Genomic DNA, 25,075 nt, shown 5'->3' on the forward strand with positions numbered 1-25,075 from the left:
TCTCGACTGGCTCGAGTCGCATATGGACTGACTCCACACGGAGCTACAGGAGGACGAGTGTTCAACGCCATCGGGCGGATCTTCCGCACGCCGGATCTTCGCCGCAAGCTCGGGTTCACGCTGGGCATCATCGCCCTGTTCCGGCTCGGCTCGTTCATTCCCGCGCCGTTCGTCGATTTCGGCAACGTGCAGGCCTGCCTCGCAGCCAACCAGACGGGGGCGGCGGGTCTCTACGACCTCGTCAACCTGTTCTCGGGCGGTGCGCTGCTGCAGCTCTCGATCTTCGCGCTGGGCATCATGCCCTACATCACCGCGTCGATCATCGTGCAGTTGCTGCGCGTGGTGATCCCTCACTTCGAGACCCTGTACAAAGAAGGCCAGGCCGGCCAGGGGCGTCTCACCCAGTACACGCGGTACCTCACGATCGCCCTCGGCGTGCTCCAGTCGACGACGCTCATCACGGTCGCCCGTTCCGGCGCGCTGTTCCCATCGAGCGACCCGTCGTGTTCGCAGCTCATCTCGAACGACGCGTGGTATGCAGTCCTGCTCATGGTCGTCACCATGACCGCCGGTACCGGCCTCATCATGTGGATGGGCGAGCTCATCACCGAGCGCGGCATCGGCAACGGCATGTCGCTACTGATCTTCACGTCCATCGCAGCGCAGTTCCCGGGTTCGCTCTGGGCCATCGGAATCGCCCGCGGCTGGGACACCTTCGCGATCGTGCTCGTGATCGGCCTCGTGGTCGTGATCGCCGTCGTCTTCGTCGAGCAGTCGCAGCGGCGCATCCCTGTGCAGTATGCGAAACGGATGGTCGGCCGCCGCACCTACGGCGGCAACAACACCTATATCCCGATCAAGGTGAACATGGCGGGTGTGGTGCCGGTCATCTTCGCCTCCTCGCTGCTCTACCTGCCTGCGCTCATCGCGCAGTTCAACACCCCGGCTGCCGGTGAGACTCCGCAGCCCTGGGTCACCTGGATCACGAACTACCTCACGCAGGGCAGCCACCCGCTGTACATGCTGATGTACTTCCTCCTCATCGTCGGCTTCACGTACTTCTACGTGGCGATCACGTTCAACCCCGACGAGGTTTCCGAGAACATGAAGAAGTACGGCGGGTTCATCCCGGGCATTCGTGCCGGGCGTCCGACCGCCGAGTACCTCGACTACGTGCTCACCCGCATCACCCTGCCGGGCTCCCTCTACCTCGGTCTCGTGGCCCTGATCCCGTTGATCGCGTTCGCGTTGGTCGGTGCAGACCAGAACTTCCCGTTCGGCGGCGCTTCGATCCTGATCATCGTCGGTGTCGGCCTCGAGACGGTGAAGCAGATCGACGCCCAGCTCCAGCAGCGGCACTACGAAGGACTTCTCCGATGACCCTTCGACAGGCTCAGGGCGCGACGGGGTCGGCTCGGTTCCTGATCGTCGGGCCTCAGGGCTCCGGCAAGGGAACGCAGGGCGTGCTCGTCGCGGAGGCCTTCGGAGTGCCCCAGATCGCCACGGGTGACATCTTCCGTGCGAACGTCGCGGGCGGCACCGAGCTCGGCAAGCGGGTGCAGGCGATCATCGAGGCGGGCGACCTCGTCTCCGATGCACTCACCAGCGAACTCGTTCGCGATCGGCTCAGCCAAGCGGATGCCGCGAAGGGCTTCTTGCTCGACGGGTATCCCCGCAACCGTGCGCAGGTCGACGACCTCGACGCGTTCCTCACGGGTCGCGGTGAGGCGCTCGACGCCGTCATCGAGCTCGATGTTCCCCGTACCGAGAGCATCGCCCGGCTGCAGCAGCGGGCCGCCGATCAGGGACGCACCGACGACACCGAAGAGGTGATCGCGAACCGACTGGCGATCTACGAGCGCGAGACGGCGCCGATCCTCGACGTGTACCGGCCGCGCGGCATCGTCGCTCGCATCGACGGGGTGGGCTCGCTCGACGAAGTGACCCAGCGCATTTTCCGGGGCCTGGCCGAGCGCGGCCTCACGCCGTCAAACGGCAACGTCGTCTCAGCCTGAGCCAGAGTGTTCCGACGTTCGATCTACAAGTCTCCGCCCGAGCTCCGCTCGATGCTGGCGGCGGGTGCGGCGACCGCGGCGGCCCTCGCAGAAGCTCGGCGCCTCCTGGTTCCGGGTGCGACGCCGATCGAGCTCGACGCGGCCGCCGAACGGGTGATCCGCGAAGCGGGCGGGCGACCGAACTTCCAGCTCGAGCCCGGGTACCGGCACACGCTGTGCGTCTCGGTCGACGACGACGTGGTGCACGGCATCCCCGGTGACCGTCCGTTCCGCCCGGGCGACATCGTCTCGGTCGACGGCGGGGCCGAGGTCGACGGCTGGAACGGCGACTCGGCGTTCACCCTCGTGCTGCCCGACCCGGCGCGCCCGGATGTCGTCGCCTCCCGCGAGCAGCTGAGCCGGGTCACGAAGCAATCCCTGTGGCTCGGCATCGCCACGCTCGCCAGAGCGTCTCACCTCAATGAGGTGGGAGCGGCGATGGAGGACTTCGTGCGCGGCGAGGGCGACTACGGCATCCTCACCGACTATGTCGGCCACGGCATCGGACGCTCCATGCACGAGGAGCCACCGGTGTTCAACTACCGCGTCGATCGCCGCGGGCCGGCGGTCAAGCCCGGACTCGTCGTGGCGATCGAGCCGATGATCGTCGGGGGTGCGATCGACACGTTCACCCGCGACGACGACTGGACGGTGACCACCTCCGACGGATCGGACGCCGCGCACTGGGAGCACTCCGTCGCGGTGCATGCCGATGGCATCTGGGTGCTCACGGCATCCGACGGCGGCGCTGCGGGGCTTGCCCCGTTCGGCATCAGGCCGGCACCGATCGCCTGACTGAGATCGTGCCGGCGAACCGGTGCCGGGAGCGGACGGCGCCGACTACGGCTCCATGAGCCGCGCGAGTTCCGCCAGCAGGCCCGGGTAGTCGGTGGCACCGCGAACGAGACGCTCGACGTTCGAGCGCTCCGAGAACGTCTCCACGAACTGGTCGAAGACATCTTGGAACTCGGCTCGTCCGTCTTCGGCGAATGCGATGAGGGCGACCACGTTGACGCGGGCGCCCGACCAGTCGATGGGTGTCTCGTCGATCGCGATCGCGATTGCGGTGCGATCGGCTGACATCGTCATCGCGTGCGGCACCGCGAGGTACTCGGTGAACGCGGTCGATGAGAGGCGCTCCCGCTCCAGCGTGCCGTCGACGTACGAGTGGTCGATGACGCCCGCGGCGATCATGCGGTCGCCGAGGAGGCGGATGACGCGTTCGGGATCCTGCCCGTGCAGGCCGCGGACGAAGAGCTCGGGCGCGATGTACTGCGAGAGCGAGACGGCGAGGCGCGCGCGTCGCCGAACCCGCCGGATGCGACCGAGCTCGGATCGGATGCGTTCGAGGTCGGCCTCCGTGGGAAACGGCGAGATCCGTACGAAATTCGGGGTCGGAACCGGTGGGGCGAGCACCGAGACGACGAGTTCGGCCGGCAGGCTCGACCATTCGACTCCGGCGTGATCGACGAGGCCGACGAAGTCGATGTCATCGGGGAAGGCCTTCGTGATTCGCTCGGCGAGCGCCAGGTGCACGTCGTGGTAGGCCGGCGCGACGATGATGACGCGCACCCGCTCGGCGCTCGCCCGGCGACGGTCCAGATACGCCCCGACGTGCATCGCGATGTAGGCGATCTCGTCGTCATCGAAGACGATTCCCTCGGCCATCGCGAGTTCGTGGGCGATGTAGACCGAAAGGTCGTAGATGAGCGGATACGCCGACTTGATCGTCGCGGTCAGGGGATTGCGCGACGGCCGGTGCTCGGCCGAGCGCGCGACGAGATTGTCGACGTGCAGGGCGAGGCGTTCGATGAACTCGTCATCGTCGAGCTCCACGAGGTACGTGTCGGCCGCTTTCCCCACCACCGCGCGCACCAGCGCGGACCTGGAGGAGAGGGGCGGCCCCGGGGCATCCGTCGCCGGCAGGGTTCGCGTCGCCGCGCGGGTGCCCAGCAGGCGCGAGAGGTGCGTGAGTTCGGCGTCGCCGACCGCGGTGCCGAACCGCGTGCGGATGACCCCGTCGAGCAACTCCCCGAGTGCGGTGCGTTCGCGGTCTGCGCGGTCAGCCGGTGCCGGCAGCTCGTCGGCGTCGAGCCGATGGTCGTGGCCGACCCGATCGACGGCGATGGCGATATGGAGGAGCACGTCGTCCAACGCGTACTCGTTGGGCGCATAGCCGGCTTCAGCGAGCTGCGCGACGAGCGACTCCCTGAACGCGGGCAGCTCAGGATAGGCGGCGCGCAGTGCGACGGTGCCCTGCATGCCGCGCGTCGCCTCCTCGCGGAACAAGGCGCCGAGCAGGCGCCGCATCGCGGACTCGGGACCGCTCAGGCTCACGCGTGGGCCGCGACGCACGAGGGCGAGACCCGTGCCGGCCAGTCGCGCCCGGATGCGGCCGAGATCGGCCTCGATCGTCGACTCGCTGACATGCAGCGACGACGCCGTCTCGTACACGTCGAGACCGGCATCGGCATCGGCGAGGGCACGGATGATGCGTGAGGCACGTGCTGCGGGAGAGGTTCGCGCCGGCGGGCCCGCCTGCGCCGTGGCCCATGCTGTGCGATCGAGGCGGTACCCGAACGGCCCTGACACGACCACGATGGCGTCGGTGTTCGCACTCGCGACATAGCTGCGGATGGTGCGCGGGGTCACACCGATCCGGGTCGCGAGTTCGGCGCCGGTCGTCCAGTCGGTGCGCTCGACGAGCATCTCGACGAGTCGCTTCCAGTTCTCGGCCACGCACATCTCCCGGGTTTTGCCCGAACCTCTCGGCCCGGGCAGTGCACACAGTCAACCATCGGCACGACAGGATGCCCGCCCACACGAGAGGAGTTTCCGGGGGAGCGGAAGTGAATGTGCTGGAGCGAAGCCGCGACGGGGGCGGAGAATCGAGGTGATCGCGGCTCGGGCCGTGTGCGAGACGATCGACGGAGACCGCGAGCGGCGGGGCGAGGAGGCATCGGATGCGCATCATCGTGGTCTGCGGCGCCGGCGCTTCGAGCACCTTCGTCACCGTGCGTCTCCGGCGGGCCGCCGAAGCCCGCGGCCTGCCGCTGGAAGCGAAGGCGACGAGTCTGTCCGGGCTCGATGCCGTGCTGCCCGGAGCCGATCTGCTCCTCATCGGTGCGCACCTCGGCGATCAGCTCGACTCGCTCAGCGAACGCGCGGCCGCGGCATCCGTCGATGTCGCGCTCCTGCCCGACGATGCGGCCACCGCCGCCGACGGCGAGGCGCTGCTCGATCTCGCGCTCGCCGCGACCAGGACACGATCATGATCCGCCGCGCGGTGCTCACCGCTCCCTCACTCGCGGCGGAGGGCTATGGTGAACGAGGGAACGGACACTCGCGACGGAGACCGGAATCATGGCGGAACGAACAGTTCGAATCGGATCGACGCATGGCTTGCACGCACGGCCTGCCAAGCTCTTCACCCAAGCCGTCGCAGCCTCGGGCGCCACGGTCACGCTCAGCAAGGCCGGCGGCAAGCCGGTCAACGCGGCGAGCATCCTCGGGGTCATCTCGCAGGGCATCGATCACGGCGACGAAGTCACGCTCGTCGTCGAGGGCGGCGACGAACAGACGGTGCTCGACGAGCTCATCGAACTGCTCGGCACCGACCACGACGAGTAGGGCGGGGCATCCGTCTTCCTTCGATCCGACGACTCGAGAGGGCGAATGATGGAGATCACGGGCACCGGCATCGGCCAGGGGGTGGCCGTCGGGCCGGTGGTGCGGATGGCCGAGCGCCTGCCCGAGCCGGTCGACCGACCGAGCCATCTCGACCCCGAACGCGAAGGGGAGCGGGCGAGAGCCTCGCTCTCGGTCGTCGGGGCGGAGCTCGCCAGCCGCGGGGCCAAAGCTGGGGGAGCCGCGAAGGACGTGCTCGAGGCCCAGGCGATGATGGCCGAGGACCCGAGCCTCATCGACGAGGTGACGAAGCTGCTCGAGACGGGCAAGACCGCCGAGCGCGCCGTCTACGAGGCGTTCGCCGCCTACCGCAACCTGCTCGCCGGCATGGGCGGGTACATGGGCGAGCGCGCAGCCGATCTCGACGACATCTCCCAGCGCGTCATCGCGCATCTGCTGAAGCTTCCGGCCCCCGGTGTGCCGAATCCGGGGTATCCGTTCGTGCTCGTCGCCCGTGACCTCGCGCCCGCCGACACCGCGACGCTCGACCTCGGCCAGGTGCTCGGACTCGTGACCGTCGACGGCGGCCCGACCTCGCACACCGCGATCCTCGCCCGCGAGAAGTCCATCGTCGCGGTCGTCGGGGCAGCGGATGCCGCGAGCCTCGCCGACGGCGATACGGTCGTGGTCGACGCCGCGGGCGATGTCGTGATCGCCTCGCCCACGCCCGAGCAGCTCGCCGACGCGAAGGCCCGCATCGCGGAGCGCGCGGCGCTCGAGGCGGCGCCGGTGACTCCGGGCGCACTCGCCGACGGCACTCCGGTGCCGCTCCTCGCGAACCTCGGTTCGGCCGACGGGGCCGCGGAGGCGCTCAAGCTCGGCGCCGAGGGCGTCGGGCTCTTCCGCACCGAGTTCCTCTTCCTCGACGCCGACAGCGCGCCGAGCGTCCGAGAGCAGCAAGAGCACTACACGAGGCTGCTCACGGCGTTCGCGGGCAAGAAGGTCGTCGTGCGCGTGCTCGACGCCGGCGCCGACAAGCCGCTCGCCTTCCTCAACGACGCGCCCGAGGAGAACCCGGCACTCGGGCTCCGGGGCATCCGATCGCTTCGGCACTCCGAGGTCATCCTCCGGGAGCAGTTGACCGCGCTCGCCGCGGCCGACTCGGCGACCGACGCCGAGCTCTGGGTGATGGCGCCGATGATCGCGACGGTGGAAGAGACGCGGTACTTCACGGCGCTCGCCAAAGAGCTCGGCATCAGGGTCGCCGGTGTCATGGTGGAGACCCCGTCGGCGGCACTCATCGCGCGCCACGTGCTCGCCGCGTGCGACTTCGCCTCGATCGGTACGAACGACCTCACCCAGTACACGATGGCGGCCGACCGACTGCTCGGTACCGTCGCGAACCTGCAGAGCCCGTGGCATCCGGCCGTGTTGCGGCTGATCGCCGACGTGGGCGATGCAGGCGCCGAACTCGGCAAGCCCGTCGGGATCTGCGGCGAGGCCGCCGCCGACCCGCTGCTCGCCGTCGTGCTCGTGGGACTCGGTGCCACGAGCCTGTCGATGTCATCATCGGCACTCGCAGATGTCCGCGCATCCCTCGCGCGGTACAGCCTGAGCGAGGCGAAAGCGCTCGCGCAGGCAGCCCTGGCCGCTGAGGGAGCGGCCGAAGCCCGAGCGGCGGCTGACGCAGCCGCCACCGACATCACCACGACCCGGGAATCCGCGTCGTGACCATTAGAGAGGCATCAAAATGACGACGACGTCATCGGACACGAAGCGGCCAGGGGGAGGCCGGGTAGCCGTCCAGAAGTTCGGCACCTTCCTCAGCGGCATGATCATGCCGAACATCGCGGCATTCATCGCGTGGGGGTTCATCACCGCACTGTTCATCGAAGCCGGACCGTTCCCGGTTCCGGCACTCGGCGGCTTCCCCGACGCCGACGGCAATGAGTACGTCGGCCTCGTCGGCCCGATGATCACCTACCTCCTGCCGCTGCTCATCGCCAACACGGGCGGGCGCATGGTCTACGACACCCGAGGCGGTGTCGTCGGCACCATCGCGACCATGGGTGTGATCGTCGGCGCGGGCATCCCGATGTTCATCGGCGCCATGATCATGGGCCCTCTCGCCGCGTGGATCATGAAGCAGCTCGACAAGCTGTGGGAGGGCAAGATCAAGGCCGGCTTCGAGATGCTGGTGAACAACTTCTCGGCCGGCATCCTCGGACTGTTGCTCGCGCTCGCCGGCTTCTTCGCGTTCGCGCCGGCCGTCGAGTTCGTCAGCAACGGCCTCGAGGCCGCGGTGAACTGGCTCGTGGTCGCGGGACTGCTGCCGCTCGTGTCGATCCTCGTCGAGCCCGGCAAGGTCCTCTTCCTGAACAACGCGATCAACCACGGCGTGTTCACGCCGCTCGGCATCCAGCAGTCGGAGGAGACCGGCAAGTCGATCCTGTTCCTCATCGAGGCGAACCCCGGCCCCGGCCTCGGCATCCTGCTCGCGTTCGCGATCTTCGGTGTCGGCATGGCCAGGGCGAGTGCGCCCGGTGCGATCATCATCCAGTTCTTCGGCGGCATCCACGAGATCTACTTCCCGTACGTGCTGATGAAGCCGATGCTGATCCTCGCTGCGATCGCCGGCGGTATGACGGGTGTCGCGACGAACGTGCTCTTCCAGTCGGGGCTGCGTGCTCCCGCCGCACCGGGGTCGATCATCGCGGTGCTGCTCCAGACCGCGAACGACAGCTACCTCGGAGTCATCCTCTCGGTGGTCTTCGCCGCGACCGTCTCGTTCCTCGTCTCCGCGGTGATCCTCAGGGCGAGCCGCAAGCGCGACCTCGCGAAGGAAGACGCCGGCGATCTCTCGGCGGCCATCGCGAAAACACAGGCGAACAAGGGCAAGTCGAGCAGCGTCTTGGCAGACCTCCAAGCCGACGGTGCGGCCGCCGGCGGTGCCCTGCTGGGCGAGGGCGAGGCTGCGGCGTTCGAGCGGAAGCCGATTCACAAGATCATCTTCGCCTGCGACGCCGGCATGGGCTCGAGCGCCATGGGCGCGACAGTGCTGCGCAACAAGATCAAGAAGGCAGGCATCGACAGTGTCGACGTCACGAACAAGTCGATCGCCAGCCTCACCGACGACGTCGACCTCGTGGTCACCCACCAGGACCTCACCGACCGGGCACGACTGCAGTCGCCGAACGCCCTGCACATCTCGGTCGACAACTTCATGAACTCGCCGAAGTACGACGAGATCGTGCACTTGCTGGAATCCGAAGGCGTGCGCTGAAAGGCCAGCGCCGATAGAAAGGAACGGCCCATGACCGAACAGATCCTCTCTCCCGAGAACGTGCGGCTCGTACCTCGTGCGGCCGACCGAGACCAGGCGATCCGCGACGCCGGCGGCATCCTCGTCGATGCCGGCGCGGTGCGCCCGGACTACCTCGACTCGATGCTCGAGCGGGAGGGATCCGTCTCGACCTACATGGGCAACCTTCTGGCCATCCCGCACGGCACGAACGAGGGCAAGGACGCGATCGTGCGCTCCGCGCTCTCGTTCGTGCGGTACGACGAGCCTCTCGACTGGGGCGGCGAACCCGTGCGCTTCGTCGTCGGCATCGCCGGGCTCGAGAACGAGCACCTCGAGATCCTCTCCAAGATCGCGATCATCTTCTCCGACGACGACTCGGTGCAGGCGCTCGTCGACGCCGGGTCGGCGGAGGAGATCTTCGCACTCCTCTCGGAGGTCAACGACTCGTGAAAGCCGTGCACTTCGGCGCCGGCAACATCGGGCGCGGCTTCGTCGGTCTCCTGCTGCACGAGGCGGGCTACGAGGTCGTGTTCGCCGACGTGAACGCCGAGCTGATCGATGCGCTCGCGGCATCCGACCACTACACGGTGCACGAGGTCGGCGCCGGCGACCGCGACCGAGTCGTCGACGACTATCGCGCCGTCAACAGTGCGACGGATGCCGCGGAGCTCGCCGCCGAGCTCGAGACCGCCGACCTCGCGACCACCGCGGTCGGGCCGACCATCCTGCGCTTCATCGCCCCGCACCTTGTGACCGCGCTGCGTGCGCGGGCCGCCGAGGCCCCGCCGCTGGCGATCATGGCCTGCGAGAACGCGATCAACGCCACCGACGTGCTGCGAGACGAGATGGCCGCGCTCGTCACCGAATCGGAGTGGCCGGCGCTCGCCGCACGCGCGGTGTTCGCGAACACCGCGGTCGACCGGATCGTGCCGGCGCAGGCGCCCGGCGCGGGGCTCGACGTCACCGTCGAGACCTTCTTCGAATGGGCGATCGAACGCCAGCCGTTCGGTGCGGTGGCGCCCGCGATCCCCGGCGCGCACTTCGTCGCCGACCTCGCACCGTACATCGAGCGCAAACTCTTCACGGTGAACACCGGGCACGCGGCGACGGCCTACTTCGGGTTCCTCGCGGGGCACGAGCGCATCGCCGAGGCGCTCGCCGATCCGGCCGTGGCCAGTGCCGTCGAGCGCGTGCTCATCGAGACCTCCGCGCTCATCGTCGACAAGCACGAGTTCAGTGAGGCGCAGCAGGCCGAATACCGGGCGGCCATCCTCGAGCGCTTCCGCAACCCCGAGCTGCCCGACACCGTCGAGCGTGTGGGGCGCCAGCCGCTGCGCAAGCTCGGGAGGCACGAGCGGTTCATCGGTCCGGCGGCCGAACTCGCCGAGCGCGGCGGCTCGGTCGACGGCCTCCTCGCCGCGGTCGGCGCCGCCCTGCGCTTCGATGTGCCGACCGACCCCGAGAGCGTCGAGCTGCAGGCACTGCTGCCGGCGCGCGACGCCACGGAGCTCGTGCACGAGGTGACGGGCATCGAGGCGGGGCATCCGCTCGAGGCCGCGCTCATCGCCGTGTTCACGGACGCGCAGTCGACCGCGTGAAGCGCCGTCGGCGCGGCATCCGTGGCTCAACTGGCGAAGCGGGCACGAATCGCCTATAGTTGACCCTTGGTGTTCTGCACGCCTGCTTCGGCATGCCTGACGGTCTGTGTTCCCACAGATCTTCTGCGTCCTGACGGGGCTGCGTTCTGCGCAGAACCATCGCACGACCAGCATCCCAAACTCCAAGCGATAGTGAGGCTATGGCCAAGAAAGACGGCGTCATCGAGATTGAAGGCTCGGTCACCGAGGCCCTTCCGAACGCGATGTTCCGGGTGGAACTCTCGAACGGGCACAAGGTCCTCGCGCACATTTCAGGGAAGATGCGCCAGCACTACATCCGCATCCTCCCCGGAGACCGCGTGATCGTGGAGCTGAGCCCATACGACCTGACGCGCGGCCGCATCGTCTACCGCTACAAGTAAGGGCTGTTCGGAAAGTAACGGCTCGCGGCGTCCCGCGGGTACGAGGACAGCGAAATCAAGGAACAATCGTGAAGGTCAACCCCAGCGTCAAGCCCATCTGCGACCACTGCAAGGTGATTCGCCGCCACGGCCGCGTCATGGTCATCTGCAAGGCCAACCCGCGCCACAAGCAGCGTCAGGGCTAGTCGCAGACAAGGGGCGCACGCGCCCCGCTCCCCACAACTGAACATATCGGCAGCGCCAGAAGTATCGATCTCGATACGCCGCTTCGCGGCTACTCGATCAGCGATACGGACACCTCGGGTCGGAGGCCCGGGCACCGGCGTTGTTCCACACCTCCACTTCGAAACAGGAGAAGCCACACATGGCACGTCTGGCAGGAGTCGACATCCCGCGCGAAAAGCGCGTGGAGATCGCACTGACTTACATCTACGGCGTCGGCCGCACGCGAGCGCTCACCACGCTCGCCGAGACCGGCATCGACGGAAACATTCGCGTGAAGGACCTCAGCGACGAGCAGCTCATCGCCCTCCGCGACTACATCGAGGTCAACTTCAAGGTTGAGGGTGACCTGCGCCGTGAGGTGGCAGCCGACATCCGCCGCAAGGTCGAGATCGGCTCCTACGAGGGCATCCGCCACCGTCGCGGTCTCCCGGTCCGAGGCCAGCGCACCAAGACCAACGCTCGCACCCGCAAGGGACCGAAGCGCACCGTGGCCGGCAAGAAGAAGGCTCGCTAGGCCGAGGCCTAAGCGATCCAGCGCCTCTAGGATTCAGGAGAAATCATGGCAGCACCCAAGACGGCAGCTCGCAAGCCGCGCAAGAAGGAAAAGAAGAACATCGCAGTGGGCCAGGCCCACATCAAGTCGACGTTCAACAACACGATCGTCTCGATCACCGACACCAACGGTGCCGTGATCAGCTGGGCTTCCTCCGGCGGCGTCGGCTTCAAGGGCTCGCGCAAGTCGACCCCGTTCGCCGCGCAGCTGGCCGCAGAGTCGGCCGCCCGCCAGGCGCAGGAGCACGGCATGAAGAAGGTGGACGTCTTCGTCAAGGGCCCCGGCTCGGGCCGCGAGACCGCGATCCGTTCCCTTCAGGCCGCAGGGCTCGAGGTCGGCAGCATCAACGACGTGACGCCCCAGGCGCACAACGGATGCCGCCCGCCCAAGCGCCGTCGCGTCTGATTCTCACGTTGGTCGAGTAGGGCGCTCGCGCCCGTATCGAGACCCCGCGGTCTCGATACGGCCCTGAGGGGCCTACTCGACCAGCGATCCGTTCTCTCACTCAACTCAAGATCCTCGTACTCGCAGGTGTCATATAGCGGACACCCTGCCGAAAGGAATCAACAGTGCTGATCGCACAGCGCCCGACGCTCACCGAAGAGAACATCTCGGAGTTCCGTTCGCGTTTCGTGATCGAGCCCCTCGAGCCGGGCTTCGGTTACACCCTGGGCAACTCGCTCCGTCGCACCCTCCTCTCCTCGATCCCCGGCGCAGCCGTGACGAGCATCCGCATCGACGGCGTGCTCCACGAGTTCTCGACCGTTCCGGGCGTGAAGGAGGATGTCACCGAGATCATCCTCAACATCAAGAACCTGGTCGTCTCCAGCGAGCACGACGAGCCGATCACCGCCTACCTGCGCAAGCAGGGTTCGGGTGAGGTCACCGCCGCCGACATCTCGGCTCCGGCCGGCGTCGAGGTGCACAACCCCGAGCTCGTCATCGCGACGCTCAACGACTCGGCGAAGTTCGAGCTCGAGCTCACGATCGAGCGCGGCCGCGGCTACGTCTCGGCCAGCCAGAACCGCAACGAGTACTCAGAGGCCGGCCAGATCCCGGTCGACTCGATCTACTCGCCGGTGCTCAAGGTCACCTACCGCGTCGAGGCCACCCGTGCCGGCGAGCGCACCGACTTCGACCGCCTCGTGGTCGACGTCGAGTCGAAGGCGGCCATCACGCCGCGCGACGCGATCGCCTCGGCGGGCCGCACGCTCACCGAGCTGTTCGGCCTCGCCCGCGAGCTGAACACCGCCGCCGAGGGCATCGAGATCGGCCCCGCGCCGGTCGATGCCGTGCTCTCCAGCGAGCTCTCGATTCCGATCGAAGACCTCGACCTGTCGGTGCGCAGCTACAACTGCCTGAAGCGCGAGGGCATCAACACGGTGTCCGAGCTCGTCGCCCTGTCGGAGTCGCAGCTCATGAACATCCGCAACTTCGGTCAGAAGTCGGTGGATGAGGTCAAGGACAAGCTCACCGAAATGGGTCTGTCGCTCAAGGACTCGGTCCCCGGGTTCGATGGCGCCCACTTCTACACGGGCTTCGACGACGAGAACAACTAGGCAGGCACTGCGCCCGCCCGCCCACCCCCACCTACTGGAGAGAACGAACCATGCCGAAGCCCACGAAGGGCCCCCGCCTCGGAGGCGGCCCCGCCCACGAGCGGTTGATGCTCGCGAACCTCGCTGCTGCGCTGTTCACGCACAAGCGCATCACCACGACCGAGACGAAGGCCAAGCGCCTGCGTCCGCTCGCCGAGCGTCTGGTGACGTTCGGCAAACGCGGTGACCTGCACGCGCGTCGTCGTGTGCTCGGTGTCATCGGCGACAAGACCGTCGTGCACGAGCTGTTCACGGTCATCGCACCGCAGGTCGCCGACCGTGAAGGCGGCTACACCCGCATCACGAAGATCGGCAACCGCAAGGGCGACAATGCGCCCATGGCGGTCATCGAGCTCGTACTCGAGCCCGTGACCCCGAAGAAGCGCGCAGCCAAGCCGGCCGCCGCCGAGGCGCCCGTCGCCGAAGAGGCTCCGGCCGAGGTCGTCGAGGAGACCGAGGTCGTCGAGACCGAGGCTGCCGCCGATGAGACGGCCGAGGCTGTCGCCGACGAGACGCCCGCCGAGACCGAGGCCGCCGAGGCCAAGTAGTCTCGACACTCGTTCACGAAGGCCCCGGTGCGATTACGCCGGGGCCTTCTGCGCGCCGCGCACGTGTCGCCGTCTAGGCTGAAAGAGTGACCGAGCACGACTTGCCGCCGCTCTTCGAGCGCATCGCGGCTCCCGAGACGCTCCCGCCCCTTTCGCATCCCGACGTCGAAGCATGGCGCCCGGTCGGCGACGACGACCTCGACCTGCTCGTCGCACTCGAGGCGGCCATGGCGGCAGTCGACCATCCCGAGTACGCGGTGCCGCGCGAGGAGCTCGCCGACGACCTCGGGATGTCGTTCGTCGACCGCGAGCTCGATACGGTCGTCGGGCTCGATGCCGACGGTCGGGCGGTGGCGTGGGGCATTGCGTACCACCCGCCGGTGCACGACACGCTCGTGCGCACGATTCTCGCGGGCGGCGTGCATCCTGAGCTGCGTCGTCGCGGCATCGGCCGGGTCCTCCTCGAATGGCAGCGCGCTCGGGGAGAGCAGCAGCTCGCGGCATCCGACCTGCGGCTACCCGGCTGGGTCATGGCCTTCACCGACGACCGCGCGCACGGAGCCGGTCCGTTGTTCGAGTCGTCGGGGTTCAGCGTTGCGCGGTACTTCGCGGGCTTGCGCCGTGACCTCGGGGAGCCGATCGACGATGCTCGCCCCGGCGACGGTGTTCGCATCGAGATGCTGACGTCATCGCGGGTCGACGAGGTGCGAGAGGCTCGCAACGACGCGTTCCGCGATCACTGGGGCAGCCAGCCGACATCCGAAGAGCAATGGCGGGCCTTCGCCTCGAGCGCGGTGTTCCGCCCCGATCTCTCGGTCGTGGCCGTCGAAGAGGCGAGCGACCGTGTCGTGGGGTTCGTCCTCGCCGAAGTGAAGGAAGACGACTGGGCCGGGCAGGGCTTCTCGAGTGCGCACATCCCGTTGGTCGGCGTGGTGCGCGGCCAACGCGGGCGCGGCATCGCGAAGGCGCTGCTGGCGACCCACCTCGCGGCCGCCGGTGCCGCCGGGCTCGAGTACTCCACGCTCGAGGTCGACGCCGCGAGCCCCACCGGTGCATTCGCCCTGTACGAGCGCATGGGGTTCAGGGCGGCGACCAGCGAAACCAGCTACACGATCGTGGTGTAGCGCTCCGGCTGCTCGCGGCATCCGTTCGCACGGTTCCGTTGTCCACAGCGGCATGGGGCTCGATCGCGTTTCTGCCAGAATCGGTGCTCGACGCCCGCCATCCGGTGGGTGAGAGGGAGTCGCATGTCCACGCTTCGGGTTCCGGTCGACCGCGATCTGTCGATCGACTTCGCCCGAGCGCTCTGCCTTCCCGTCGTGGTGCTGCTGCACGCCTTGCAGATGGGCATCGGCGGCTCGCCGTTGCGGGCGTTCAACGCGCTCGACGGCTTCGAGCCGCTCGCCTGGGCGACCTGGCCGCTCATGATCATGCCGGTCTTCTTCATCTGCGGCGGGTTCGCCTCGATCACCCAATGGCGGCGGCTTCGCGGCCACGGCGAGACGGTCGCGCACTACGTGCGGCTGCGCGCGATCCGGCTCGCACGTCCCGTGGTCTCGGTGGTCGCAGCCGTGGGCGTCGTGCTCGCGGCGATGCTCGTCGGCGGTGCCGACTTCGAGTTCGTGCGCACCTTCGCCATGCGGCTCGCCGAGCCGTTGTGGTTCATCCCCGTGTACATCGCATGCACGGCTCTCGTGCCCGTCATGTCGACGTTGCATCGGCACGTGCCGTGGGTGGCATATCTCGGGCTCGCGGGCGGGGTCGTCGCGGTCGATGTGGCGACACGTGCTGCCGGCCTTCCTGTTGGGCCGCTCAACTGGCTGTTCGTGTGGCTCTTCGCGCAGCAGCTCGGTTTCGGGCTGCGCGACGGCTGGTTCGCCCGACGCTCCCGTATCGTGCTCTGGACCATGGCGGCCGCGAGTTACGGCGTGATCGCGGTGCTCGTCACGGTGTTCGGGTATTCGCACGACATGCTCGACAACCTGAACCCGCCCACCCTGTGCATCCTGGCATTGGCAGTCGGGCAGGTTTCGCTGTTCGCACTGGCGCAGCCGGCGATCCGCCGTGCGATGCAGCGCAGGGCGGTGCTCGGCGGCGTCTACGTCTTCGGTGTGTACGGCATGGTCATCTACCTCTGGCACACATTCGCCATGGCCGTCGTCGTCGGCGGTCAAAGCCTCCTGGGCTTCGGATTCCCGCCGGTGCTCTCGCCGGCATGGTGGGCGACGCGCCCGATCTGGATCGCGGCGATCGCGCTCGTGGTGGCGTTGTGCTGCCTCGTGGTTCCCAGGTTCGAGGCGCGTTGGCCTGCCCCCGGCGAGCGCAGCACGCCGCTCGCCGCGGTCATCGTATGGACCGTGATCGCGATCGTCGGTGTGGGCGTCATCCTCACGCAGGGGTACCTGCCATGGCAGGTCGGACTCACGGGTTGGGCGCTCGTGACCGGTGCGGTCGTGATGCTCACCATCGGAGGTCCGGGTGCGCGGGTCGCCGTCGCACCGCCATCCCGGCGGGCACCCGCCGAGACGGCGGCGCCAGGGGTCAAGGGCTGTGCGCGAGACGATGATTCCGACCCTAGGCTGGTGCGGTGATCGAACGAGCGGATGCCGCGGGCGGGCTGCACCTCGACGAGGTGAGTGAGTCGGACGCGGCGGGCAACGGCGACGTCGAGTCATCCGTGGTGCGCCTTCGACTCGGCATCGCCTACGACGGTACCGACTTCAACGGGTGGAGCCGCCAGCCGATGCAGCGCACCGTGCAGGGGGTGCTCGAAGACGCGCTCGCGACCCTGTTCAGGCGCACGGGTGTGGCTCCAACGCTCACGGTCGCCGGGCGCACCGATGCCGGCGTGCATGCGATCGGGCAGGTTGCGCACCTCGATGTTCCAGTGGATGCGTTGCGTGCAGTGACGCGGCCGCGACGAGGCCACCCGGCCGAGGTTGCGAGCGAGGCGGGTGTGCTCGCACGACGACTCACCGGCATCCTCGGGGCGGGCGCCGATGTCGTCGTCAACGGCATCGATCGTGCGCCTCACGGGTTCGACGCCCGGTTCTCGGCGATGTGGCGCCGGTACGAGTACCGCGTCGCCGATGCATCCGCTCGACGCGACCCGCTCGAGCGGCGTCGCACCGTCGCCATCCCGCGCGCCCTCGACGACCGGGCGATGTCGGCGGCGGCCGAGTCGCTCGTCGGCCTGCACGACTTCGCGGCGTTCTGCAAGCCGCGCGCCGAGGCGACGACGATCCGAACGCTGCAGTCCTATCGGTGGCGCCGAGACGCCGACGGGGTGCTCGTGGCGTCGTTGCAGGCCGACGCCTTCTGCCGCTCGATGGTGCGCGCGTTGATCGGCGCGGTGGTTGCAGTGGGCGAGGGGCGTCTTGGCGTGGAATCACCCCTAGAACTGCTTCGTGCGGGGCAGCGGACGAGCGCCTTCAAGGTCATGCCTGCGAAGGGTCTGGTGCTGACCGAGGTCGGATACCCCGATGACCACGAGCTCGAGGCGCGGGCGGCGCAGACCCGTGCGCGGCGCGCGCTCCGGGCGCATCCGATCGACGCAGAGCTGCGCTAACGCAGCTGTGGTGACGCAGAGCTGTGCTGACGCAGAGGGCGGCTCACCCGCGGGATTGGACGCCCGCGCCTCGACCCGCTAAGCTTTCCCTTTGGTGTCGTCCTCTGCGGCGACATGCGAAGTTGAGCCCTCCACCAGGGCGTTCGAACGCATCGCGGGCGAACACCCACCGGAGTGGGATTCACGAACCCCTCACTCGATCAGAAAGCAGCACTTCCGTGACGCGCACTTTCACTCCCAAGCCGTCCGACATCCAGCATGACTGGGTCGTCATCGACGCAACCGACATCGTGCTCGGTCGCCTCGCGAGCCACACCGCAGCCCTGCTGCGCGGCAAGCACAAGGCGATCTTCGCGAACCACGTCGACACCGGTGACTTCGTCATCATCGTCAACGCCGACAAGGTGGCCCTCACCGGCCAGAAGCTCGAGCAGAAGAAGGCCTACCGCCACTCGGGGTACCCGGGCGGCCTCAAGGCCGTCAGCTACGCCGAGCTCCTCGAGAAGAACCCCGTCCGCGCCGTCGAGAAGGCGATCCGCGGCATGCTCCCGAAGAACTCGCTCGGTCGGGCCCAGCTCAAGAAGCTGAAGGTTTACACCGGGCCGGAGCACCCGCACTCGGCTCAGCAGCCGAAGCCGTACACCCTCACCCAGGTCGCCCAGTAATTCCGGCACCCTCGACGTTCTCGAAATAAGGATTCACACCACCATGGCGAAGATCGCAGACCAGATCGAAGCGGCTCCCGAGAGCTACACCACCGAGAGCGCCGCTGAGGCCGCTCCCAGCACCCCCCGCCCCGTGCTCACCGTGCCCGGTGCCGCCGTCGGTCGCCGCAAGCAGGCGATCGCCCGTGCGCGCCTCGTTCCCGGCGCCGGGAGCATCACCGTCAACGGTCGCGAGCTCGCGGCCTACTTCCCGAACAAGCTGCACCAGCAGCTCATCACCGATCCCTTCACGGTGCTCGAGCTCACCGGCTCCTACGACGTGGTCGCGAAGATCACGGGTGGCGGTCCCTCGGGTCAGGCCGGCGCGCTGCGCCTCGCCATCGCTCGTGCGCTCAACGAGATCGACCGCGAGAACAACCGTGCGACGCTCAAGAAGTCGGGCTTCCTCACGCGTGACGCTCGCGTCATCGAGCGCAAGAAGGCCGGTCTCAAGAAGGCCCGCAAGGCGCCGCAGTTCTCGAAGCGCTGATCTCAGCGCCCGGATCTCCGTAGATGCCTCGGCTTTTCGGAACCGACGGGGTCCGGGGCCTGGCCAACCGTGAACTCACGGCTGACCTCGCCCTGGGCCTCGCTCAGGCTGCTGCTGCCGTCCTCACTCAGGGGCGGCACGCAGAAGAGCGTCGAGCCGCCGGCCGGCGGCCCGTCGCGGTCGTGGCGCGCGACCCGCGCGTCTCAGGTGAGTTCCTCACCGCTGCCGTCTCGGCCGGCCTCGCCGCCTCGGGGGTCGACGTGCTCGATGCCGGTGTCATCCCGACGCCGGCTACCGCGTTCCTGATCGACTCGATCCGCGCCGATTTCGGCGTGATGATCTCGGCATCGCACAATCCCGCGCCCGACAACGGCATCAAGTTCTTCTCGTTCGGCGGTACGAAGCTCCCCGACGAGGTCGAAGACCGCATCGAGTCCTTCCTCGGCCGGCCGAAGCTCGCTCCGGTCGGCGACGGCGTCGGGCGCATCCGCCGCTTCGCCGATGCCGAAGACCGCTACGTCGTGCATCTGCTCGGCACGCTGCCCCACCGGCTCAACGGACTGAAGGTCGTGCTCGACTGCGCGCACGGCGCTGCCGCTGGCGTCTCGCCCGAGACGTTCACCGACGCCGGAGCCGACGTCATCGTCATCGGCGCCGACCCCGACGGCATGAACATCAACGACGGCGTGGGGTCGACCCACCTCGAGCAACTCCAGGCGGCCGTGGTCGAGCACGGGGCCGATCTCGGCATCGCCCATGACGGCGACGCCGACCGCTGCCTCGCTGTCGACGCCGACGGCAAGGTCATCGATGGCGACCAGATCATGGCGATCCTCGCGGTGTCGATGAAAGAACGCGGCACACTGACCGACGACACGCTCGTCGTGACGGTCATGTCGAACCTCGGCCTGCGTCGCGCGATGGCTGAACGAGGCATCCGCGTCGTCGAGACCAAGGTCGGCGATCGCTACGTGCTCGAAGCGCTCGCGGCCGAGGGTCTCGCGCTCGGCGGCGAGCAATCGGGCCACGTGATCATGAGCGAGTTCGCCACGACCGGCGACGGCGTACTGACCGGCCTGCACCTCGCGGCCGAGATGGCGCGCACCGGCAAGACGATCGCCGAGCTCGCCTCGGTCATGACGGTCTACCCGCAGGTGCTCGTGAACGTGCGCGGCGTCGACCACCACGCGCTCGGCGACGATGCGGCGATCGCTGCCGCGGTCGCCGCGGTCGAGGCCGAGCTCGGCGACTCCGGGCGGGTCCTCCTGCGCCCCTCCGGTACCGAGCCGATGGTACGCGTCATGGTCGAAGCCGCCGACCAAGAGGCCGCCGAGCGACACGCTGAGACGCTTGCGGCCGTCGTCAGGCAACGACTGTCCCTCTGACGTTCATCCGTTCGGGCGCTCAGAGCTTGCGCAGCAGCACGCTCGAGACCGTGTGATCAGAGCCCTTACGAAGCACGAGGGACGCGCGCGACCGCGTCGGGCGGATGTTCTGCAGCAGGTTCGGCTCGTTGATGGTGTGCCAGATCTCGCGTGCCCGCGCACGCGCCTCGGCTTCGGTGAGGCTCGCGTAGCGATGGAAGTACGAGCGCGGGTTCGCGAAGGCTCCGCGCTGGAGCTTCAGGAAGCGTTCTTCGTACCAGCGCGCGATGTCGCTCGTGCGCGCATCGACGTAGATCGTGAAGTCGAAGAGGTCGCTCACGGCGAGACGATGACCGGGTCCGGGCGGCTGCAGCACGTTCAGGCCCTCGACGATGAGCACGTCGGGTCGACGCACGGTGACCTGCGCGTCGTTCACGATGTCGTAGGCGAGGTGCGAGTAGAACGGCGCGCGCACTTCGGCCGCACCGGCTTTCACCTCACTCACGAAGCGGAGCAGCGCACGGCGGTCGTACGACTCGGGGAAACCCTTGCGAGCCATGAGGCCGCGCCGTTCGAGCTCGGCGTTCGGGAACAGGAACCCGTCGGTCGTGATGAGCTCGACGCGCGGCGTGTGCTCCCAGCGAGCGAGGAGTTCGCGCAGCAATCGGGCGATCGTCGACTTGCCGACGGCGACCGAGCCGGCGACGCCGATGACGAACGGTGTCGACTCGAAGCGCTCGCGCAGGAACTCGCTCGTGACCTTGTGCAGCGATTTCGTACCGCCGACGTAGAGGTTCAGCAACCGGCTGAGCGGCAGGTAGACCTCCGCGACCTCTCGGGGGTCGAGCGGTTCGCCGAGACCGCGCAGTTGCACGATCTCGGTCTCGCGCAATGGAGAGGGCATCGACGGTGCGAGCGCGGCCCAGTCGGCCCGATCGAGTTCGATGAACGGGGAGATCTGCGCCGCGGGCGACGACTGGCTCTGCGGATCAGGCACCGTGCCAGTGTAGTCAGGCGCTCGGGCGACGGTGCCCGGGCGGCGACGGCGGGGGAGTGCACAGCGCAGCGCCAGTACAATCGCTCCCATGTGTGGAATCGTCGGATACGTCGGAGAGCGCAACAGCCTCGACGTCCTTATGGGAGGCCTTCGTCGCCTCGAATACCGTGGCTACGACTCAGCGGGAGTGGCGGTCGTCGACGACGACGGTGCCATCGAGACCGCGAAGCGGGCCGGCAAGCTCCAGGTGCTCGCCGACGAACTCACCGCGAACCCGCTGCACCGCGGCGGTACCGGCATCGGCCACACGCGATGGGCGACGCACGGCGGACCCACCGATCGCAATGCGCACCCGCATCTCGGCGATGAGGGCCGGCTCGCCCTCATCCACAACGGCATCATCGAGAACTTCTCCGAGCTGAAGGCCGAGCTCGAGAGCGAGGGCTTCACCTTCGAGAGCGAGACCGACACCGAGGTCGCCGCCGTCCTCCTCGGCAGGGAGTACCGGGCGACCGGCGACCTGCGCGAGGCGTTCCGCAGGATCGTGTCCCGACTCGATGGCGCATTCACTCTGCTGGCCGTGCACCGTGACGAGCCGGGCGTCGTCGTCGGCGCCCGCCGCAACTCCCCGCTCGTGATCGGACTCGGCGAGGGCGAGAACTTCCTGGGTTCGGATGTCGCGGCCTTCGTCGAGTACACGAAGCGCGCTGTGGCGATCGGCCAGGACCAGATCGTGACGATCACCGCCGGCGATGTCGTGGTCACCGACTTCGACGGGCAGCCGGTCGAGGTCGAGCCGTTCGACGTCGCGTGGGACGCGTCCGCCTCCGAGAAGGGCGGCTGGTCCTCGTTCATGCGCAAGGAGGTCTCGGAGCAGCCCGAGGCTGTGCGGAACACGCTGCTCGGCCGCGTCGTCGACGGCCAGGTCGTGATTCCCGAACTCGAGTCGTTCGGCGATGACGAGCTGCGCGGCATCCGTCGCATCACCGTCATCGCGTGCGGCACCGCCGCCTACGCGGGAATGGTCGCGAAGTACGCGATCGAGCAGTGGGCACGGGTGCCGGTCGAGGTCGAACTCAGCCACGAGTTCCGCTACCGCGAACCGGTGCTCGATGCGGACACGCTCGTCGTCTCGATCAGCCAGTCGGGCGAGACCATGGACACGCTCATGGCCGTGAAGTACGCGCGTGAGCACGGAGCGCGAACGATTTCGATCTGCAATACGCAGGGGGCGACGATTCCCCGCGAGTCCGACGCGGTCGTCTACACTCACGCCGGGCCCGAGGTCGCAGTGGCCTCCACGAAGGCGTTCGTCGCGCAGATCGCGGCGCTCTACCTCTTCGGCCTGCATCTCGCACGGGTGCGCGGCACGCTCTCCGCCGATGCGCTCGCGATGCAGTTGGAAGAGCTGGCGGCGGTGCCCGAGAAGCTCGAGGTCGTGCTCGCCGAGTCCGAGAAGGTCGCGCAGCTCGCGCACTGGATGGCCGACACGCGTTCGGTGCTCTTCCTCGGCCGTCACGTCGGCTACCCGATCGCGCTCGAGGGTGCGCTGAAGCTCAAGGAGCTCGCGTACATCCATGCCGAGGGCTTCGCCGCCGGTGAGCTCAAGCACGGCCCGATCGCACTCATCGAACCGGGCCAGCCCGTGTTCGTGGTCGTGCCGAGCCCGCGCGGCTCCGCGGCCCTGCACCCGAAGGTCGTCTCGAACATCCAGGAGATCCGCGCCCGCGGCGCTCGCGTGATCGCGATCGCCGAGGCCGGTGACGCCGCAGTGCTGCCGTTCGCCGACGAGGTGCTGCGCATCCCGCTCGCGGCGCCGCTCTTCGAGCCGTTGCTCGCCGTCGTGCCGTTGCAGATCTTCGCGATGGAGCTCTCGCAGGCGAAGGGGCTCGATGTCGACCAGCCGCGGAACCTCGCGAAGTCGGTCACGGTCGAGTGAGCCGGCTGCGGGAGGTGGCGCGGTGATCGCGGGGATCGGCATCGATGTCGTCGACATCGCCCGGTTCGAGCGTTCGCTGGCGCGCACTCCCGCGCTTCGCGACCGGCTGTTCGCCGAGAGCGAACGCGACCGCCCTGCGCGATCGCTCGCCGCGAGATTCGCCGCGAAAGAGGCGCTCATCAAGGCGCTCGGCGGTAACCCGGTCATCCGGTGGCACGACATGAGGGTTGTGCAAGACGAGCACGGCAACCCCGATTTCGAGCTATCAGGCGCGATCGCGCAACTCACCCGTGACCTCGGCATCGATCGGGTCCACGTCACCATGAGTCACGACGCCGGCATCGCGAGTGCGTTCGTCGTGCTCGAGAACGGGGCGGGAGGCGCCTCGTGAACGGGCCGACGGATGCCCCGGTGAGGCCGTTCCGCGAAGCCGTCATCGATCTCGAGGCCGTGCGCGGGAACGTGCGCAGGCTCGCCGCGGTCGTGGCGCCGGCGCTGACGATGGCCGTCGTGAAGGCGAACGCCTACGGGCACGGCGCGGTACCGGTGGCCCGGGCGTCGCTCGCAGGCGGCGCCGACTGGCTCGGTGTCGCCGACATCGACGAGGCACGGGCGCTCCGCGAAGCGGGCATCGATGCGCCGCTCCTCGCGTGGCTGCACGACCCGGGTGCGACGTTCGGCCCCTCGATCGAGCGCGACATCGACCTCGGCGTCTCGTCGATCGCTCAGCTTCTCGCCATCGCGGATGCCGCGGCATCCGTCGACCGCGTGGCGGCCGTGCACCTGAAACTCGACACGGGTCTCAGTCGCAGCGGCGTCGCCCCCGAGCACTGGCCCGAGGCGGTCGCGATCGCGGCGGGGCTCGAGGGTGCAGGCCGCATCCGCGTGCGCGGCCTGTTCAGCCATCTCGCGAACACCTCCCCCGATGAGGATGCGCGCCAGCTGGCAGCCTTCGAGCGCGGCCTCGAGCAGGCAGCGGCGGCGGGACTGCGCGCCGAGGTGCGCCATCTCGCCTCGACCGCGGGAGCGCTGCGCGTGCCCGCCGCTCGTTTCGATCTCGTGCGCATCGGCATCGGCGCGTACGGCATCCCGCCGTTCGGCGACGGCACGACTGCGGCCGATCTGGGGCTGCGACCCGCCATGACGCTCCGCGGCCGCGTCGCTGCTGTGCGCCGCGTCGAGCCCGGAACCGGTGTGTCGTACGGCCACATCTGGCGCGCTGCGCGTGCGACGACGCTCGCCCTCGTGCCGCTCGGGTATGCAGACGGGGTTCCCCGCCAGGCCTCCGATCGGGCAGAGGTCTGGATCGCGGGCGCGCGCCGCCCCGTCGTCGGCCGCATCGCGATGGACCAGTTCGTCGTCGACGTCGGCGACGACCGGGTCGAGGCGGGTGACGAGGTCGTGCTCTTCGGCGACCCCGAGACGGGCGCACCGTCGGCGGACGACTGGGGCGATGCCGCAGGCACCATCGGCTACGAGATTGTGACCCGGATCGGCCCGCGCGTGCCGCGCCGCTACCTGGGCGGGGCGTGATGCGGTTCGAGGTGATCGACACCCCGGCGATGGAGTCGTTCGGTCGTGAGCTCGGGGCCGTGCTGCGCGCGGGCGACGTCGTCGTGCTCACGGGGCCGCTCGGCGCGGGCAAGACCACGCTCACCCGCGGTATCGGCGCGGGCCTCGGGGTGCGCGGGCCCGTGCAGAGCCCGACCTTCGTGCTCGCTCGCACCCATCCGAGCCTCGTCGGCGGCGCCCCGCTCGTGCACGTCGACGCCTATCGGCTCGGCAGTGCTGCACTGCTCGACGACCTCGACCTCGACTTCGATCGCTCCGTCGTCGTCGTCGAATGGGGCGGCGGGCTCGTGGAGGACCTCACCGATTCATGGCTCGAGGTCGTGATCGAGCGGCCGACTGGCGCGAGCACCGCGGATGCCGCGGGGCCGGTCGGCGGCGCGGGCGGCATGGATGCCACGGCCGACGGCCTCGACCGCACCGCACTCGATGCCGACGAGCCGCGAACGGTCACGGTGATCGGCCGCGGGCCCCGCTGGGTCGCCACTCCGTACGCCGCGCCCGCGTAGGCTTGA

The 25,075-nt window shown here is 68.6% G+C and carries 27 protein-coding genes; 25 read left to right on the forward strand and 2 right to left on the reverse strand.

What is annotated here, in order from left to right; genetic code table 11:
- Window positions 1-57 precede the first annotated feature (57 nt).
- The 3 genes from secY to map are packed head-to-tail and all read left to right on the forward strand — an operon-like array spanning window position 58 to window position 2,849.
- Window positions 58-1,380 carry a preprotein translocase subunit SecY gene (secY, locus tag AC1C2S_RS13025; RefSeq protein WP_495352942.1) on the forward strand — a complete coding sequence of 441 codons (1,323 nt, stop codon included), beginning with the start codon at window positions 58-60 and terminating at the stop codon, window positions 1,378-1,380.
- Window positions 1,377-2,015 carry an adenylate kinase gene (locus AC1C2S_RS13030; RefSeq protein ID WP_495352943.1) on the forward strand — a complete coding sequence of 213 codons (639 nt, stop codon included), beginning with the start codon at window positions 1,377-1,379 and terminating at the stop codon, window positions 2,013-2,015. Before secY ends, AC1C2S_RS13030 begins: the two co-directional genes overlap by 4 nt.
- Window positions 2,016-2,021: 6 nt before the next feature.
- Window positions 2,022-2,849 carry a type I methionyl aminopeptidase gene (gene map / locus AC1C2S_RS13035; protein WP_495352944.1) on the forward strand — a complete coding sequence of 276 codons (828 nt, stop codon included), beginning with the start codon at window positions 2,022-2,024 and terminating at the stop codon, window positions 2,847-2,849.
- Between the two features lie 45 nt (window positions 2,850-2,894).
- Here map and AC1C2S_RS13040 read toward each other — a convergent pair whose 3' ends face one another.
- Window positions 2,895-4,793 (reverse strand): BglG family transcription antiterminator, encoded by a 1,899-nt coding sequence (locus AC1C2S_RS13040; protein WP_495352945.1) that lies wholly within the window; start codon window positions 4,791-4,793, stop codon window positions 2,895-2,897.
- 224 nt (window positions 4,794-5,017) lie between these two features.
- Between AC1C2S_RS13040 and AC1C2S_RS13045 the strand changes: the two genes are divergently transcribed.
- The 18 genes from AC1C2S_RS13045 to glmM all read left to right on the forward strand — a co-directional run bounded on the left by AC1C2S_RS13045 (window position 5,018) and on the right by glmM (window position 20,076).
- A complete protein-coding gene (locus AC1C2S_RS13045; RefSeq protein WP_495352946.1) occupies window positions 5,018-5,329 on the forward strand; it encodes a PTS sugar transporter subunit IIB in 312 nt (103 codons plus the stop codon).
- 88 nt (window positions 5,330-5,417) lie between these two features.
- The gene (locus AC1C2S_RS13050) at window positions 5,418-5,684 is read left to right on the forward strand and encodes an HPr family phosphocarrier protein (RefSeq protein WP_495352947.1); all 267 of its coding nucleotides are present in this window, start codon (window positions 5,418-5,420) and stop codon (window positions 5,682-5,684) included.
- Window positions 5,685-5,729: 45 nt separating this feature from the next.
- A complete protein-coding gene (ptsP, locus tag AC1C2S_RS13055; RefSeq protein WP_495352948.1) occupies window positions 5,730-7,412 on the forward strand; it encodes a phosphoenolpyruvate--protein phosphotransferase in 1,683 nt (560 codons plus the stop codon).
- Between the two features lie 19 nt (window positions 7,413-7,431).
- Window positions 7,432-8,964 (forward strand): PTS mannitol transporter subunit IIBC, encoded by a 1,533-nt coding sequence (locus AC1C2S_RS13060; RefSeq protein WP_495352949.1) that lies wholly within the window; start codon window positions 7,432-7,434, stop codon window positions 8,962-8,964.
- Between the two features lie 30 nt (window positions 8,965-8,994).
- Window positions 8,995-9,435, forward strand: coding sequence for a PTS mannitol transporter subunit IIA (locus tag AC1C2S_RS13065; RefSeq protein ID WP_495352950.1), 441 nt, complete (start codon window positions 8,995-8,997; stop codon window positions 9,433-9,435).
- Entirely contained in the window at window positions 9,432-10,583 is a 1,152-nt protein-coding gene (locus AC1C2S_RS13070) for a mannitol-1-phosphate 5-dehydrogenase (RefSeq protein ID WP_495352951.1), read from the forward strand. Before AC1C2S_RS13065 ends, AC1C2S_RS13070 begins: the two co-directional genes overlap by 4 nt.
- Before the next feature lie 200 nt (window positions 10,584-10,783).
- The gene (gene infA / locus AC1C2S_RS13075; RefSeq protein ID WP_495352952.1) at window positions 10,784-11,005 is read left to right on the forward strand and encodes a translation initiation factor IF-1; all 222 of its coding nucleotides are present in this window, start codon (window positions 10,784-10,786) and stop codon (window positions 11,003-11,005) included.
- A 68-nt stretch (window positions 11,006-11,073) separates the two neighbouring features.
- Complete coding sequence (gene rpmJ, locus AC1C2S_RS13080) at window positions 11,074-11,190, forward strand: 50S ribosomal protein L36 (RefSeq protein ID WP_282836964.1); 117 nt, start codon at window positions 11,074-11,076, stop codon at window positions 11,188-11,190.
- A gap of 179 nt (window positions 11,191-11,369) precedes the next feature.
- On the forward strand, window positions 11,370-11,744 hold the full coding sequence (gene rpsM / locus AC1C2S_RS13085; protein WP_495352953.1) for a 30S ribosomal protein S13: 375 nt from the start codon (window positions 11,370-11,372) through the stop codon (window positions 11,742-11,744).
- Between the two features lie 45 nt (window positions 11,745-11,789).
- Window positions 11,790-12,188: a 30S ribosomal protein S11 gene (gene rpsK / locus AC1C2S_RS13090; RefSeq protein WP_170024924.1), complete on the forward strand. Its 399-nt coding sequence runs from the start codon at window positions 11,790-11,792 to the stop codon at window positions 12,186-12,188.
- A 164-nt stretch (window positions 12,189-12,352) separates the two neighbouring features.
- Window positions 12,353-13,342: a DNA-directed RNA polymerase subunit alpha gene (locus AC1C2S_RS13095; RefSeq protein WP_495352954.1), complete on the forward strand. Its 990-nt coding sequence runs from the start codon at window positions 12,353-12,355 to the stop codon at window positions 13,340-13,342.
- Window positions 13,343-13,392: 50 nt separating this feature from the next.
- A complete protein-coding gene (rplQ, locus tag AC1C2S_RS13100; protein WP_495352955.1) occupies window positions 13,393-13,929 on the forward strand; it encodes a 50S ribosomal protein L17 in 537 nt (178 codons plus the stop codon).
- A gap of 86 nt (window positions 13,930-14,015) precedes the next feature.
- Window positions 14,016-15,053 carry a GNAT family N-acetyltransferase gene (locus AC1C2S_RS13105; RefSeq protein ID WP_495352956.1) on the forward strand — a complete coding sequence of 346 codons (1,038 nt, stop codon included), beginning with the start codon at window positions 14,016-14,018 and terminating at the stop codon, window positions 15,051-15,053.
- Window positions 15,054-15,176: 123 nt separating this feature from the next.
- On the forward strand, window positions 15,177-16,520 hold the full coding sequence (locus AC1C2S_RS13110) for an acyltransferase family protein (protein ID WP_495352957.1): 1,344 nt from the start codon (window positions 15,177-15,179) through the stop codon (window positions 16,518-16,520).
- Window positions 16,517-17,497, forward strand: a complete 981-nt coding sequence (truA, locus tag AC1C2S_RS13115) for a tRNA pseudouridine(38-40) synthase TruA (RefSeq protein ID WP_495352958.1) — start codon at window positions 16,517-16,519, stop codon at window positions 17,495-17,497. The genes AC1C2S_RS13110 and truA overlap by 4 nt, the downstream gene beginning before the upstream one ends.
- A gap of 218 nt (window positions 17,498-17,715) precedes the next feature.
- Window positions 17,716-18,162 (forward strand): 50S ribosomal protein L13, encoded by a 447-nt coding sequence (rplM, locus tag AC1C2S_RS13120; RefSeq protein WP_495352959.1) that lies wholly within the window; start codon window positions 17,716-17,718, stop codon window positions 18,160-18,162.
- 43 nt (window positions 18,163-18,205) lie between these two features.
- Window positions 18,206-18,691 (forward strand): 30S ribosomal protein S9, encoded by a 486-nt coding sequence (gene rpsI, locus AC1C2S_RS13125; RefSeq protein ID WP_495352960.1) that lies wholly within the window; start codon window positions 18,206-18,208, stop codon window positions 18,689-18,691.
- A 23-nt stretch (window positions 18,692-18,714) separates the two neighbouring features.
- Window positions 18,715-20,076: a phosphoglucosamine mutase gene (gene glmM / locus AC1C2S_RS13130; protein ID WP_495352961.1), complete on the forward strand. Its 1,362-nt coding sequence runs from the start codon at window positions 18,715-18,717 to the stop codon at window positions 20,074-20,076.
- A 19-nt stretch (window positions 20,077-20,095) separates the two neighbouring features.
- On the opposite strand, the gene coaA is transcribed toward glmM, so the two are convergent.
- Complete coding sequence (coaA, locus tag AC1C2S_RS13135; RefSeq protein ID WP_495352962.1) at window positions 20,096-21,052, reverse strand: type I pantothenate kinase; 957 nt, start codon at window positions 21,050-21,052, stop codon at window positions 20,096-20,098.
- An 88-nt stretch (window positions 21,053-21,140) separates the two neighbouring features.
- On the opposite strand from coaA, the gene glmS reads away from it, so the two are divergent.
- Genes glmS through tsaE form a run of 4 tightly spaced genes read left to right on the forward strand, consistent with a single transcriptional unit; the run spans window position 21,141 to window position 25,069 of the window.
- The gene (gene glmS, locus AC1C2S_RS13140) at window positions 21,141-22,991 is read left to right on the forward strand and encodes a glutamine--fructose-6-phosphate transaminase (isomerizing) (RefSeq protein WP_495352963.1); all 1,851 of its coding nucleotides are present in this window, start codon (window positions 21,141-21,143) and stop codon (window positions 22,989-22,991) included.
- Between the two features lie 22 nt (window positions 22,992-23,013).
- Window positions 23,014-23,382: a holo-ACP synthase gene (locus AC1C2S_RS13145; RefSeq protein WP_495352964.1), complete on the forward strand. Its 369-nt coding sequence runs from the start codon at window positions 23,014-23,016 to the stop codon at window positions 23,380-23,382.
- On the forward strand, window positions 23,379-24,524 hold the full coding sequence (gene alr / locus AC1C2S_RS13150) for an alanine racemase (protein WP_495352965.1): 1,146 nt from the start codon (window positions 23,379-23,381) through the stop codon (window positions 24,522-24,524). Before AC1C2S_RS13145 ends, alr begins: the two co-directional genes overlap by 4 nt.
- Entirely contained in the window at window positions 24,524-25,069 is a 546-nt protein-coding gene (gene tsaE, locus AC1C2S_RS13155; RefSeq protein ID WP_495352966.1) for a tRNA (adenosine(37)-N6)-threonylcarbamoyltransferase complex ATPase subunit type 1 TsaE, read from the forward strand. Before alr ends, tsaE begins: the two co-directional genes overlap by 1 nt.
- The last annotated feature ends 6 nt before the right edge of the window (window positions 25,070-25,075 follow it).

Source organism: Agromyces sp. Y782, assembly GCF_059445405.1.

Bases quoted from the DNA above. Each gene is read 5' to 3' on its own strand.
- AC1C2S_RS13065 (WP_495352950.1), top strand. From the start codon at position 8,995: ATGACCGAACAGATCCTCTCTCCCGAGAACGTGCGGCTCGTACCTCGT.
- AC1C2S_RS13050 (WP_495352947.1), top strand. From the start codon at position 5,418: ATGGCGGAACGAACAGTTCGAATCGGATCGACGCATGGCTTGCACGCA.
- AC1C2S_RS13110 (WP_495352957.1), top strand. From the start codon at position 15,177: ATGTCCACGCTTCGGGTTCCGGTCGACCGCGATCTGTCGATCGACTTC.
- rpsI (WP_495352960.1), top strand. From the start codon at position 18,206: ATGGCGAAGATCGCAGACCAGATCGAAGCGGCTCCCGAGAGCTACACC.
- AC1C2S_RS13030 (WP_495352943.1), top strand. From the start codon at position 1,377: ATGACCCTTCGACAGGCTCAGGGCGCGACGGGGTCGGCTCGGTTCCTG.
- tsaE (WP_495352966.1), top strand. From the start codon at position 24,524: ATGCGGTTCGAGGTGATCGACACCCCGGCGATGGAGTCGTTCGGTCGT.
- AC1C2S_RS13045 (WP_495352946.1), top strand. From the start codon at position 5,018: ATGCGCATCATCGTGGTCTGCGGCGCCGGCGCTTCGAGCACCTTCGTC.
- AC1C2S_RS13060 (WP_495352949.1), top strand. From the start codon at position 7,432: ATGACGACGACGTCATCGGACACGAAGCGGCCAGGGGGAGGCCGGGTA.
- ptsP (WP_495352948.1), top strand. From the start codon at position 5,730: ATGATGGAGATCACGGGCACCGGCATCGGCCAGGGGGTGGCCGTCGGG.
- rpsM (WP_495352953.1), top strand. From the start codon at position 11,370: ATGGCACGTCTGGCAGGAGTCGACATCCCGCGCGAAAAGCGCGTGGAG.
- glmS (WP_495352963.1), top strand. From the start codon at position 21,141: ATGTGTGGAATCGTCGGATACGTCGGAGAGCGCAACAGCCTCGACGTC.
- rplQ (WP_495352955.1), top strand. From the start codon at position 13,393: ATGCCGAAGCCCACGAAGGGCCCCCGCCTCGGAGGCGGCCCCGCCCAC.
- infA (WP_495352952.1), top strand. From the start codon at position 10,784: ATGGCCAAGAAAGACGGCGTCATCGAGATTGAAGGCTCGGTCACCGAG.
- glmM (WP_495352961.1), top strand. From the start codon at position 18,715: ATGCCTCGGCTTTTCGGAACCGACGGGGTCCGGGGCCTGGCCAACCGT.
- rpsK (WP_170024924.1), top strand. From the start codon at position 11,790: ATGGCAGCACCCAAGACGGCAGCTCGCAAGCCGCGCAAGAAGGAAAAG.